Source organism: Terrabacter ginsenosidimutans, from assembly GCF_039539425.1.
GTDB lineage: Bacteria > Actinomycetota > Actinomycetes > Actinomycetales > Dermatophilaceae > Terrabacter > Terrabacter ginsenosidimutans.
The window spans coordinates 566489-579239 of record NZ_BAABDC010000001.1 but is presented as its reverse complement, the minus strand read 5'-3'; the positions used below and the strand labels follow the sequence as shown (position 1 = coordinate 579239).

12 protein-coding genes are annotated in these 12751 nt (G+C 71.8%); 9 read left to right on the top strand and 3 right to left on the bottom strand.

Annotation, left to right across the window (positions count from 1 at the left end; all coding sequences use genetic code 11):
* Window positions 1–86: 86 nt before the first annotated feature.
* The 4 genes from ABD831_RS02850 (at window position 87) to ABD831_RS02835 (ending at window position 5367) form a co-directional block, all read left to right on the top strand.
* Window positions 87–824 (top strand): response regulator transcription factor, encoded by a 738-nt coding sequence (locus ABD831_RS02850; protein ID WP_344941213.1) that lies wholly within the window; start codon window positions 87–89, stop codon window positions 822–824.
* Window positions 802–2562 carry a sensor histidine kinase gene (locus ABD831_RS02845; protein WP_344941211.1) on the top strand — a complete coding sequence of 587 codons (1761 nt, stop codon included), beginning with the start codon at window positions 802–804 and terminating at the stop codon, window positions 2560–2562. Before ABD831_RS02850 ends, ABD831_RS02845 begins: the two co-directional genes overlap by 23 nt.
* A gap of 197 nt (window positions 2563–2759) precedes the next feature.
* Window positions 2760–4838 carry a glycosyltransferase family 39 protein gene (locus ABD831_RS02840; protein ID WP_344941208.1) on the top strand — a complete coding sequence of 693 codons (2079 nt, stop codon included), beginning with the start codon at window positions 2760–2762 and terminating at the stop codon, window positions 4836–4838.
* Between the two features lie 22 nt (window positions 4839–4860).
* A complete protein-coding gene (locus ABD831_RS02835; protein WP_344941204.1) occupies window positions 4861–5367 on the top strand; it encodes a GtrA family protein in 507 nt (168 codons plus the stop codon).
* A gap of 27 nt (window positions 5368–5394) precedes the next feature.
* On the opposite strand, the gene ABD831_RS02830 is transcribed toward ABD831_RS02835, so the two are convergent.
* Both ABD831_RS02830 and ABD831_RS02825 read right to left on the bottom strand, forming a co-directional pair.
* Complete coding sequence (locus ABD831_RS02830) at window positions 5395–6492, bottom strand: MBL fold metallo-hydrolase (RefSeq protein ID WP_344941201.1); 1098 nt, start codon at window positions 6490–6492, stop codon at window positions 5395–5397.
* 130 nt (window positions 6493–6622) lie between these two features.
* On the bottom strand, window positions 6623–7939 hold the full coding sequence (locus ABD831_RS02825) for an MBL fold metallo-hydrolase (protein ID WP_344941198.1): 1317 nt from the start codon (window positions 7937–7939) through the stop codon (window positions 6623–6625).
* A 103-nt stretch (window positions 7940–8042) separates the two neighbouring features.
* Between ABD831_RS02825 and ABD831_RS02820 the strand changes: the two genes are divergently transcribed.
* The 5 genes from ABD831_RS02820 (at window position 8043) to ABD831_RS02800 (ending at window position 10994) form a co-directional block, all read left to right on the top strand.
* Window positions 8043–8612, top strand: a complete 570-nt coding sequence (locus tag ABD831_RS02820; protein WP_344941194.1) for a toxin-antitoxin system HicB family antitoxin — start codon at window positions 8043–8045, stop codon at window positions 8610–8612.
* Between the two features lie 85 nt (window positions 8613–8697).
* Window positions 8698–9567: a DUF4097 family beta strand repeat-containing protein gene (locus tag ABD831_RS02815; protein WP_344941191.1), complete on the top strand. Its 870-nt coding sequence runs from the start codon at window positions 8698–8700 to the stop codon at window positions 9565–9567.
* Window positions 9564–9833, top strand: coding sequence for a hypothetical protein (locus tag ABD831_RS02810; protein ID WP_344941188.1), 270 nt, complete (start codon window positions 9564–9566; stop codon window positions 9831–9833). Before ABD831_RS02815 ends, ABD831_RS02810 begins: the two co-directional genes overlap by 4 nt.
* 143 nt (window positions 9834–9976) lie before the next feature.
* Window positions 9977–10600: an FMN-binding negative transcriptional regulator gene (locus ABD831_RS02805; protein ID WP_344941185.1), complete on the top strand. Its 624-nt coding sequence runs from the start codon at window positions 9977–9979 to the stop codon at window positions 10598–10600.
* Between the two features lie 100 nt (window positions 10601–10700).
* A complete protein-coding gene (locus ABD831_RS02800) occupies window positions 10701–10994 on the top strand; it encodes a hypothetical protein (RefSeq protein WP_344941182.1) in 294 nt (97 codons plus the stop codon).
* Between the two features lie 67 nt (window positions 10995–11061).
* On the opposite strand, the gene ABD831_RS02795 is transcribed toward ABD831_RS02800, so the two are convergent.
* Window positions 11062–12747, bottom strand: coding sequence for an NAD(P)/FAD-dependent oxidoreductase (locus tag ABD831_RS02795; protein WP_344941180.1), 1686 nt, complete (start codon window positions 12745–12747; stop codon window positions 11062–11064).
* Window positions 12748–12751: the final 4 nt, after the last annotated feature.

Sequence of the window (12751 nt, the reverse complement as noted above, 5' to 3'; positions counted from 1 at the left end):
CTTGGGGGCGTCGGGACAGAGGAGCCACAGGAATCACACAGACAGGTACTGGTCATCGCACAGTCCCACGGGTTTCACTGGATGACATGAGCGAGAAGACCAAGTCCGCAGCGGCCCGACTCCAGCGACTCGACGGTTCCCCGGTGCGGGTGCTGGTCGTCGACGACGAGGCCAACCTCACCGAGCTGCTCGGCATGGCGCTGCGCTACGAGGGCTGGGAGGTGCGCGCTGCCGGCACCGGCATGGAGGCCGTGCGGGCGGCGCGCGAGTTCGACCCCGACGCGGTCGTGCTCGACATGATGCTCCCCGACTTCGACGGGCTCGAGGTGCTCCGGCGCATGCGCGCCGACAACAGCAACGTGCCCGTGCTGTTCCTCACGGCCAAGGACGCGGTCGAGGACCGCGTCTCGGGCCTGACCGCCGGCGGCGACGACTACGTCACGAAGCCCTTCTCCCTCGAGGAGGTCGTCGCCCGCGTCCGTGCCCTCATGCGCCGCACGACCATCGCCGTGTCGTCCTCGGACTCGATGCTCGTCGTCGGTGACCTCACTCTCGACGAGGACAGCCACGAGGTGATGCGCGGCAGCGAGGAGATCCACCTGACCGCAACGGAGTTCGAGCTGCTTCGCTACCTCATGCGCAACCCCAAGCGGGTGCTGTCCAAGGCGCAGATCCTCGACCGCGTGTGGAACTACGACTTCGGCGGCCAGGCCAACGTGGTCGAGCTCTACATCTCCTACCTGCGCAAGAAGATCGACGCCGGGCGGGAGCCGATGATCCACACCATGCGAGGAGCTGGGTATGTCCTCAAGCCGGCCGTCTGACACCGGACACCTCGACGACACCGACCTTCCCGACCCGGCCGACCTTCCCGAGGACGACGGCTCCAGCGTCGCCGACCTCTTCCCGGACGGCATCGGGTTCAGCGACGCCGACGACCACGACGCGACGACGTATGCCGTGTCGCCCGGACGCGCGTCCGCCGCACCTGCCGGGTCGGCGGCGTCGAGCGAGACGGCGGAGCCGAGCGGGTCGGCCGACTCACCGTCGCTGCGCCAGCGGTGGAACGCGGCACGCCAGAGCGTGCGGCCCTGGTCGGCCTGGACGTTGCGCGCCAAGCTCGTGGCCTCGATGCTCGTCCTCTTCACACTCCTCAGCCTCCTCACGGGGGCCTTCACCGTCGTCGCCCTGCAGCGGCAGCTCCTTGGCCAGGTGGACGACCAGCTCAACACCTCGATCACCCAGATGGCCGCGAGCCGCCGGCCCATCGACCTGAGCGGGGACGAGGGCGAGGACAACGGCCCCCGCGGTCCAGGTGACGAGGGCCTCGCCGCCTACTTCCCGACCAAGGGCACGAGTGACATCCCGAGTCCACGTGGTGCGGCCACGTCCGACGCCCATCGGCGGACCAGCCTGACGACCGCGCAGCTCGACCAGATCCAGGCGGCCGGCATCTCGCCCGATGCACGCACCGTGACGATCGAGGGGCTCGGCCCGTACCGGGTCCTCTCGGCGTACCAGCCGCTCGTCAACCCGGGCACCGGAGCGCGGACCAACGGCGCACTCGTCATCGGGCTGCCGGTCGAGCAGCAGCAGCGCACGATCCAGCGGATGATCGTGCTCGCGCTCTCCACGGCGGGTGCCGGCATCATCCTCGTGGCCGTGCTCGGCACGTGGCTCGTGCGGCGCAACCTCGAGCCGCTGCGCCGGGTCGCCGCGACCGCGACCAAGGTCTCTCGCATGCCCCTGCACTCCGGCAAGGTCGCCCTCGCCGAGCGGGTCGACCCCGTCGACACCGACACCCGCACCGAGGTCGGCCAGGTCGGTGCGGCCTTCAACGAGATGCTCGACCATGTCGACGAAGCCCTCAACGCCCGACACCAGAGCGAGCAGCGGGTGCGGCAGTTCGTCGCGGACGCCTCGCACGAGCTGCGCACGCCGCTCGCGTCGATCAAGGGCTATGCCGAGCTGTCGCGCCGCGAGCCCAACGCCGTGCCGCAGACGGTGACGCACGCGATGGGCCGGATCGAGTCCGAGGCGAACCGGATGAGCTCGCTCGTCGAGGACCTGCTCCTCCTCGCGCGCCTCGACGCGGGGCGTCCGCTCGACGATGCCCCGGTCGACATGTCGATGCTCGTCATCAACGCGGTGAGCGACGCGCACGCGGCCTCCCCGGGGCACCGGTGGGACCTCGACCTGCCACCGGAGCCCGTCGAGGTCACCGGTGACAGCGCCCGGCTGCACCAGGTCGTCGCCAACCTGCTCGCCAACGCCAGGACCCACACGCCCGACGGCACCCGCGTCACGACCTCGGTGCGACCCGAGGGCGACTGGGTGCGGGTGGCCGTCCACGATGACGGTCCGGGTGTGCCGGAGTCGTTGCAGCCCAACGTCTTCGAGCGGTTTGCCCGAGGGGACGACGCGCGCGTCCGCGCGAACGGCAGCACGGGGTTGGGCCTGTCCATCGTCGCTGCCGTGAGCAAGGCGCACGGCGGACGCGTCGAGCTCGACAGCCGCCCGGGTGACACGACCTTCAGCCTGCTCCTGCCTGCGGCCCCCTGACCGTCACGGCCACCCGCGCCGTGAGGACGGGCCCACCACCACACCACCGCAGCAACTACGCCATGGCGTACCTTCGTCGGCCACCGGACCCGATCCGGTCACGAAGGGGCGCCATGGCGCATTTGCGGGCATTCACTCATCAGCGCACCAAAGTCATGTCATAGGAAGGGCACAGACCCGGGCTCGACGGTGGGGGCATGGACACCATGACCCTCACCACCACGGGCGGGACCGGCACCGCGTCGGCCCCCGCCGGGCCGGCGGACGCCAGCGCCCAGACCTCCCTGCCAGCCGCCCGTGCGGGTCGTCCGGGTCGGTTCCGGCGCCTCTGGCGTGGCTCCGACGCGGACCCGTCGTGGGCCCGGCCAGCGCTGCTCGGCCTCCTGCTCGTGACGCTCGTGCTCTACACGTGGAACCTCACGGCGAGCGGCTACGCGAACTCCTTCTACTCGGCCGCGGTCCAGGCCGGCAGCGACAGCTGGAAGGCCTTCTTCTTCGGCAGCTCCGACGCCGCCAACTCGATCACCGTCGACAAGCCGCCGGCGTCGCTATGGGTGATGGCTCTCTCGGTGCGGCTGCTCGGCCTCAGCTCGTTCGCGATCCTGCTGCCGCAGGCGCTCATGGGCGTCGCGACCGTCGGCGTCGTCTACACGACGGTCAAGCGCCACTTCGGTGCGGCTGCAGGGCTCATCGCCGGTGTCGTCCTGGCCCTGACGCCGGTTGCCGCCCTGATGTTCACCTTCAACAACCCCGACGCCCTGCTGACGCTCCTCATGGCGCTCGGCGCGTGGGCCACGGTCAAGGCGATCGAGCAGGCCTCGCCCAAGTGGATGATGATCGTCGGCGTCTTCATCGGACTCGGCTTCCTCACCAAGACCCTCCAGATCCTGCTCGTCGTGCCGTTCTTCGGCCTCGCCTACCTCATCGCCGCCCCGACGACGCTGCGCAAGCGGATCGTCCACTCGCTCCTCGCGGTCGGCACCATGGTGCTGTCCGCAGGCTGGTGGGTGGCGATCGTCGAGCTCATGCCGGCCTCGTCCCGCCCCTACATCGGCGGCAGCCAGACGAACTCGTTCCTCGAGCTGACCTTCGGCTACAACGGTCTCGGCCGCCTCAGCGGTGACGAGACAGGCTCGGTCGGTGGCGGTGGCGGCGGCGCCGCGGGCGGGGGCATGTGGGGTTCGACGGGCCTGTTCCGGATGTTCTCCTCGAGCGTCGGCGACCAGGTCTCCTGGCTCATCCCGAGCGCCCTCATCCTGCTGGCTGCGGGACTCTGGCTGCGTGGACGTCGCCCGCGCACCGACCTGCGCCGCGCGGCCTACCTCGTCTGGGGCGGCTGGCTCGTCGTCACGATGCTCGTCTTCTCCTTCATGGCCGGCATCTTCCACGAGTACTACACCGTGGCGCTCGCCCCCGCGATCGGTGCCGTCGTCGGCATGGGCGCGGTCGAGGCCTGGCAGCGCCGCTCGAGCGCGGTCGGCACGATCGCCCTCGCGGCTGCGACCGCAGCCGCCGCGACGTGGAGCTTCATCCTCCTGTCGCGCACCACGGCCTACGGCGACTGGCTGCGCATCTCGGTGCTCGCGGTCGGCATGGCCGCGGCCCTGCTCATCCTCGCGACCCGCTGGATGCACGCCCGAGCAGTCCCGTTCGTCCTGGCCGCGGCGCTCGTGGCGGCCCTCGCCGGACCGGGGGCGTATGCCGTGTCGACGACCGCCCAGGGGCACAGTGGCTCCATCGTGACGGCCGGTCCCGCCGGCTCGAGCCGTGGTCCGGGTGGTGCCGGCGGGTTCGGTGGCGGGACGCCACCGCAGCTGCCCGGTCAGACCGGCACCAACGGCACCAACGGCACGACCCAGCAGGGTGGCCCGCAGACGGGAGGCGCAGGCGGCATGGGTGGCCTGCTCGACGCCTCGACCCCGAGCACCGCCGTGGTCTCGGCCCTGTCGGCCAACGCCGACCGGTACACGTGGGTGGCCGCGGCGATCGGCTCACAGACGGCAGCCGGGCTGCAGCTCGGCACGCAGCTCCCGGTCATGGCCATCGGCGGCTTCAACGGGTCCGACCCGAGTCCGACGCTCGCCCAGTTCAAGCAGTACGTCGCGGACGGCCAGATCCACTACTTCGCCAGTGGCGGAAGGGGATTCGGCAACCAGAACGGTGGCAGCAGCGCCTCGTCGGAGATTAGCTCGTGGGTGCAGGAGAACTTCACTTCCGTGACGATCGACGGCTCGACGTTCTACGACCTCACGCAACCGCTGTCCAACGCGTCCTGATCGAGCGAGAGAGATGACGACCATGACAGCACCGCGGATCCAGCTCTCCCAACAGGTGATCCGCTTTGCGGGGGTCGGTCTAGTGACGACCGCCCTGCACCTCGGCCTCTTCGCGGCCCTGGTGCGGGGCGGCGCCGCGACCCAGCTGGCCAACGGCATCGCCCTGGTCATCGCGACGGTCGCCAACACCGCGATCAACCGGGCGTGGACGTTCGAGATCTCCGGCCGCCGGCGCCTCGCGATCCACCACGGGCAGGCGCTCGTCATCTTCGCGATCACCTACACGGCGACGACCCTCGCGCTCGCTGTGCTCGGTGCGCTGGCCCCCGACGCCGGAACCGCCGTGCAGACGGCGGTCGTGGCGGTGGCCAACGTCCTGTCGACCGCGGCCCGCTTCGTGGCCATGCGTCGCTGGATCTTCCGGTCGCCGGCGGACGTCACCACCGCGCCGGCCGACGGTCCGACGGACCGCCACGACACGGCATACGTGGCCGACGGCGTGCTCGAGGGCCCGCGGGGCGACGGGTGATGACGGTCCGTCGGCCCTGCTGACGCCCTAGTCGCGGTCGTCGGCGGCCGCGCACGCCTCCCACCACGGGTCCTGATGAGCAGCGACGACCTCGTCGATGTCGTTGTCGCTCAGCTGGATCCGGGTGCCGACCCGCGGAGCGACCATGCGAACCCCACGCTCGGCGGCGGCCCGTCGAGCCCACCGGATCGGCTCGCTCCACCAGTGCGTGGCGAGGTTGAAGGTGGCCCAGTGGATGGGCAGCAGCACCGAGCCGGTCTCGCCCTTGTTGACCTCGAGGTGGGCCTCCATGGCCTCCTCGGGGTTGAGGTGGATGTCGGGCCAGTGCACGCTGTAGGCGCCGATCGGGATGATCGTCAGGTCGAAGGGCCCGAGGTCGGCGCCGATGTCGGCGTAGCGGTGCGTCGGCCCCGAGTCGCCACCGAAGAAGACGGAGTGACGCGGGCCGTGCAGCGACCAGGCGGCCCACAGTGTCTGGTTGCGCACGAAGCCGCGCCCGGAGAAGTGCCGCGCCTCGGTGCACGTGAGGCGGATGCCGGCGATCTCGGTCTCCTCACGCCAGTCGAGGCTCGTGATGCGTCCGGTGGGCACGCCCCACGCACGCAGGTGGGCGTCGACGCCCAGCGGCACGACGTAGTGCGGCTGGTGCGTGCGCTCGAGCTGACGGATCGACGGCTCGTCGAGGTGGTCGTAGTGGTCGTGGCTGAGGATGACCGCGTCGAGGCGCGGGATCTCGGCGATGCGACCGGGGACGGGATGCAGCCGCTTCGGCCCGGCGACGACCGACGGCGAGGCCCGCTTGCCGAAGACGGGGTCGAGCAGGAACCGGCGCCCGTCGAGCTCGACGACGCTCGTCGCGTGGCCGTACCACGTGACGGCCAGGTCAGCCGGCTCGTGCGGGTGACGAGGAGTGACGAGCGGCACCGTGCCTCGGGGCCGGCCCCGGCCGAACTCGCGGGCCATCGTCGCGAGCATGCTGCCCGGGCCCTCGGCCTCGGACGTCGCCACGACGTGCGTCGGCTCGTGGGAGCGGAACTCGCCGTCGCGGTAGTGCGGCGATCCGGTGACGCGCTGTCGCTGCGACGCGGTCGTCGCGCCCATCCGGCGGAGGATCGGGAGCTGCACGGGCTTCTCCTACCTGTCGTGCCTCACGGCTCGGCGGCCACGCGGATGCGGGCTGCCGTCATTCTCGTCCAGCGACGGGGCGGCTGCCCGAGTTCCCGGGGGTCGTATGCCGTGTCGCGGGCTGCGTTCGTCAGTCGCGGTCCTCGGGGGCAGCGCACTGCTCCCACCACGGCTCGGAGTGGGCGGCCGCGACGGCGGCGGCGTCCCCGGTCGTGAGGTCGACGCGCTCGCCGACCCGGGGGAAGGCGACGGGGACGTGCGCCTCGACGGCGGCCCGTCGGATGCGGCGGACGGGCTCGGCCCACCAGTGCATCGACAGGTTGAAGGTCGCCCAGTGGATGGGGACGAGCAGCGACTCGCGCGCGGCGGTCTGCACCGTGCGCGTCGTCTCGGTGCGCTCGCCCTCCTCGTGCGTGCCGCCGGGAGTGTCGATGCGCTGGTCGCCCTCGATGAAGGCGTCGGCGACGCCGGCCGCGTCCTCGGTGAGGGCATGCGCCTCGTCGCCGATCCGGTTGACGTCGCGGTGGGCGGCCAGGGCCTGCTCGGGGTCCATGTGGATGTCGGGCCAGAACGAGTCGTAGGCCCCGACCGGCATGAGCGTGACGTCGAACGGGCCGAGGTCGGCGCCGATGGCGGCGAACCGCTTGGACGTGCCGGAGTCCCCGGCGAAGTAGGCGGTGTGCCGCGGGCCGTGCAGGGCCCAGCCCGCCCACAGGGTCTGGCTGTCGACGAGGCCGCGGCCGGAGTTGTGCCTCGCCTCGGTGCAGGTCAGGCGGATGCCGGCGACCTCGGTCTCGCCGCGCCAGTCGAGGGCGGTGATGCGGGACGCCGGCACTCCCCAGGCGAGCAGGTGCGCGTTGACGCCGAGGGGGACGACGTAGTGCGGCCGGTGCGTCTCCTCGAGTCGGACGATCGACGGCTGGTCGAGGTGGTCGTAGTGGTCATGGCTGAGGAGCACGGCATCGATGCTCGGGATGTCGGCGATGGAACCCGGCACCGGGTGCAGGCGCTTCGGCCCGGAGTGGCGGATCGGGGATATCCGCTCGCTGAAGACCGGGTCGATGAGGAAGCGGGCGCCGTCGATCTCGAGGACGCTCGTCGCGTGGCCGTACCACGTGACGGCGAGCTCGCCCGGCTGCTTCGGGGGCTCGGCGGTGACGACGGGCACGATGCCGGCGGGTGTGCCGCGGTCGTGGACCCGGATGGCGGCGATGAGGGCGCTCGTCTGCGCGCGCACGCGGGGGCGCAGCGACGGCTCCTCGCCCTCGAAGCGCCGGTTCGTGAAGTTCGGGGAGTCCTGGACGAACGGGAGGATCGCGGCGGGTGAGGCGCCCATCCGGTTCATCACCCGGACGAACTGGCGCGCGCGGGTGCGCGAGGAGACCTTCTCGATGGCGGTGGAGAGAGCGCGGACGGTGGGTCGGTCCGAGGTTCCGAGGCTGCGCATCGGGCGCCTTTCACGAGGGGAGGGGTGCGCTGAACGTACCCGCAGACAGATCGGCGTCAACATGGTGTTGACGTGACACCACAGTGGTGTCATAGTGATGCGCATGGACATCACCGAGTACGTCGACGCACTGCGTCGGGATCTCGCCCAGGCGGCCAGGGCGATGGGTCCGGAGACCGAACAGGCCGCCGAACGGATCGGCTTCGCGCTCGACTCCTCTGCCCGCCTCGCCCTGATGGACGCGCTCTCGCACGCCGCAGCCGAGATCACCAACGAGCTCGACGGGACCTCCGTCGAGGTCCGGCTCCAGGGCCGCGAGCCCGTCTTCGTCGTCGTCGGGGCCGGTCCGTCGGCCGTCGCCGTCGACACCCAGCCCGTCACGACCGACGACACCACCGTGGTGTCACCGGACGACGAGGGTGCCGAGACCTCGCGGATCACGCTGCGCCTCCCCGAGGCGCTCAAGCTCCGCGCGGAGGAGCTGGCCACCGGCCGCGGCCAGTCGCTGAACACCTGGATCGTCAACGCGGTCCGCGGGGCGACGCAGGCCGGTCCGGCTCCGATGCCGCCCATGCCGGGCTTCCCGCCGATGCCACCCGGACCGCAGTTCGGTCCCGGCGCACCCGGCCGCAACCGCTCCTCCAACAAGCGCGTGCAGGGCTGGGTCCGCTGACCCGCCCCACCGCGCCGCGCGACCCGCACGACCCGCACGACGCACACCACACGGCATACGACCACCGAGACAAAGGGGACATCCCATGGGCACCACCCTCGAGACCCGCTTCGACACGACGGGTCCCATCAACCTCAAGGCCGAGCTGCTCGTCGGCGACCTGACCCTCACGGTCGGCTCCGGCAGCGCCACGACGGTCCGCCTGCACCCGCACGGCAAGTCCGGCGCCGAGATGGCCGAGAAGTTCACCGTCGAGGCTCACGGCAACGACGTCGCGGTCATCGCTCCCAAGCTGCGCGACAGCTTCTTCTCCCTCGGCACCAAGGGCTCCGTCGACGTCGAGGTCGAGCTGCCGGCCTCGAGCACGGTCGACGCCAAGACCGGCGCCGGCGACGTCGCCGCCACGGGACTGCTCGGCGACGTCCACGTCACCACCGGTGCCGGCGACCTCGTCTTCCACGAGGTCGGCTCCGCCCGGCTGAAGTCGGGGTCCGGCGACATCTCCCTCCAGTCGGCGAGTGGTGACCTCGACGCCAAGACCGGCTCGGGCGACATCACCGTCGGCACCGGCGGCGGTCGCCTCGACCTCGTCTCGGGAAGCGGCGACATCGCGCTCCGCCGCTCCGACGCGGCCGTCAAGGCCAAGACGGGGTCCGGCGACCTGCGGATCGGCGCCTCGACCGGTGACCTCGAGCTCACGACCGGGACCGGCGACGTCATCCTCGACGGCGTGCACGGCGGCGAGGTCCGGGCCAGGACCGGCACGGGTGACGTCACGATCGCCGTGGCCCACGGCGTCGCGGCCTACCTCGACCTCAACACCGTCACCGGAGACGTCGACATCGACCTCGAGGAGACGTCGGGACCCGGTGACGCCGAGGCCCAGGCTCGCCTCGTCGTCCACTCCGGCAGCGGCGACATCCGCGTCAAGCGGGCGCAGGTGAGCCTCGCATGAGCACCCTGAGCCTCAGCCTGCAGGAGGCGATCGCCCGCGACCGCATCGACGAGCGCGTCGCAGCACGGCACCACGTGCCCAGGCAGACCGGCCGCACCCGCCGGCACGTCCGGGCAGCGCTCCTGCTGCGCAGCCTCGCCGAACGGCTCGACCCCACAGCCGAGCGCCAGGCCACGACCGAGCAGCACCTGCCGGTCGCCCCGCACGTCGGCAGCCCCCGCCCGTGGACGGCGGCGCCTCGCCGGGCCCCGCACCGGCACAGCTGAACCCCGCCCGACCCCCTCCGCAACACACCGAGAACCCGCCAGCTCCTGCGGCTGCAACCGTCAGGTTTGGCTCGTGCTCGGTGTGTTGCGGTGTCATGGGGAGGTCCGGGGACTGGCACTCCAGGGCGTGCGACCATCGAGGCATGTACGTGCCCAAGGCGAACGTCATGGCGGACCCCGACGTCACGGCCTTCCTCACCGCGCACGCGGCTGCGCACCTCGTGACCGTCGGACCCGACGGGCTGCCGGACTCGACCCTGCTGCCGGTCATCGTCGACGGTGACCGGGTCATCGGACATCTCGCCCGCGCCAACGACCACTGGACCCGCATCGCGCCCGGCTCCCCGGGGCTCGTCGTCGTCAGTGGCGCCGACGCCTACGTCTCTCCGGGCTGGTACGCGAGCAAGGCCGAGCACGGGCGTGTGGTGCCGACGTGGAACTACAGCGAGGTGCAGCTGCGCGGCGCCGTCACGGTCCACGACGACCCGGACTGGGTGCTCGACGTGGTCACGAGGCTCACCGAGCGGCACGAGGCAGACCGTGGGCAGCCTTGGGCCGTCAGCGATGCGCCGCCGAAGTACGTCCGGGGCAGGTTGCGCGCCATCGTCGGCATCGAGGTCGCCGTCGCGTCGGTCGCGGGCAAGGCGAAGCTGAGCCAGAACCGGTCCGACGCCGACCGTGCGGGCGCGATCGCGGGCCTGCGCGCCGAGGGCGACGCCGTGTCCCGGGCCGTCGCGGACGAGATGGAGCAGGCGCTGCTTGGCTGAGCAGCACTGCGCCGCAAGGCATTCGCGCCAGCCGTTCATGCATGCCCAACGCACCCCTGAGGCACAGACGCCCCACAGGCGCCCGCACGACGGTGGAGCCATGGACACGACAGCTCGCCCCGGCCACGCCCCCTCGACCCTCCGCTCGACGCTGCGTCGTGGCCTCGGTGCCGCCGGCGCCGCTGTCGCCGTCGCCTTCGTCGGCACCGCGGCCCCCGGTGCGGGCCAGGCCCACGCGGCAGGCGTCGCCGGTGGCCTGACGCCCGTGCGCACGGCGAGCCAGACCGCGCCACCCCCGCACCGCCACCACGCGTCCCACCCGGCCAACCTGCCTGCTGCCACGACGACGGCCTACCGCTACTCGTTCCGCGACGGACAGCTCATCCGCCTCTGACCCCGTCGAGCCGGCTGTCCTGCCCAACGCCCCACGACGTCGAGTGCTCAGTTCGCCCACGCCCCCGTCAGCGGGTCGGGTCGAGCCACGCGTGCACGAGCGGAACGACCGAGGCACCCTCACCGCTCGCGGAGGCCACCCGCTTCATCGACCCCGCCCGGATGTCACCAGCCGCGAAGACTCCGGGAACCGTGGTCTCGAGGCTCTCGGGCGGCAGCCCGCCACGCCAGCGGCCCGGAGGCACGTCGCGGCCGGTCAGGACGAAGCCCCGGGCGTCGCGAGCGACGTCGTCGGGCAGCCAGTCGCAGTGGGGTGCTGCTCCGATGAGCAGGAACAGGCCGCGGCAGTCGCGCCGGGTCTCGCTGCCGTCGCGGGTGTCGCGGACCGTGACCGACCCGAGCCGTCCGTCGTCACCGGCGCTGCCCTCGACGACCTCGGAGCAGCCCTGCACGCTGATCCGCGGGTTGTAGCCGATCTCGCCGATGAGGTAGTCGGACATCGTCTCGGCGAGCGACTCGCGGCGCACGAGGATCGTCACGTGCCGGGCGAAGCGGGCCAGGTGGATGGCAGCCTGGCCGGCCGAGTTGCCGCCACCGACCACCATGACGTCGTTGCCCTCCATCTCGCGGGCCGCCGTCATGGCGCTCCCGTAGTGGACGCCCAGCCCGACGAGCCGCTCGATGCCCGGGGCGTCGAGCCGGCGGTACTTCACCCCGGCCGACACGACGACGGCTCTGGCGAGCAGGTCGCCCCCCTCGGTGCAGAGGCGGTGCGGCGCAAGGGCGCCGTCCGCGCCCACCTCGCCGGGCACCAGTGACGTGACGGGCCAGCCGGAGAAGAACTGCGTGCCGAAGCGGATGGCCTGGTTGCGCGCCCGCTGGGCCAGTCGCATACCGCTGATGCCTCGCGGGAAGCCGAGGTAGTTGCGAATCATCGACGACGTGCCTGCCTGTCCACCAACGGCCTCCGCCTCGATCACGACGGTGCTCAGCCCCTCGGAAGACGCGTACACCGCGGCCGCGAGACCAGCGGGTCCGGCACCGACGATCGCCACGTCCACGACGCGCTCGACGTCGATGTCGGCGGGCCGGCCGTAGATGCGTGAGGCGACGTCACGCACGCTCCGGGCGCTGCCGACCCGCTTGTTGAGGTCCATGAAGAGGGGGAACTCCGGCTCGCCACCCTCCGCGGCCACGAGCTGCAGGACGTGCTGGCCCTTCTCGCTCTCCGGCGTGTAGACGCGGTTGGGCAGGCCCATCCGGTCGAGGTAGTCGCGGATGCTCAGCGTCAGCGCGTCCTCGACGGGCGAGATGATCGCGACGGCGACGACCTCGGGCTCGGCGACGGTCGAGCCCCAGTCGGAGAGCAGCTCGCAGATCGCCGAGTGGAACTCCTCGTCGCGGGCGCCGCGCGGCATGAGGAGGTAGGCGTCGTACTTCCCCTTGGCCATGCCACCCCGGAGGCGCTCGGCGTCCTCGCGGAACGTCGACACGTGGGCGGCGATGACGCGGCGGGCCGTCGGCACGGTCTGGCGCCACCAGTGGAACGCCTCGTGCACGTCGGCGTCGGGAAGCCTCGACTCGGTGACGAACATCGCGACCTGGCCGCCGTCGGCGACGATGCGCTTGGCGGCCAGCTTGGCGTCGTGGGCCGAGGTCGCGGTCGGAAGCTCGTAGTCGCGGGCATAGCGCCCGAACTCGTCGAGGAGCTCCTCGCTGCGGGTCTCGGACACGAGGATGATCGCCGGCTTCACCCGA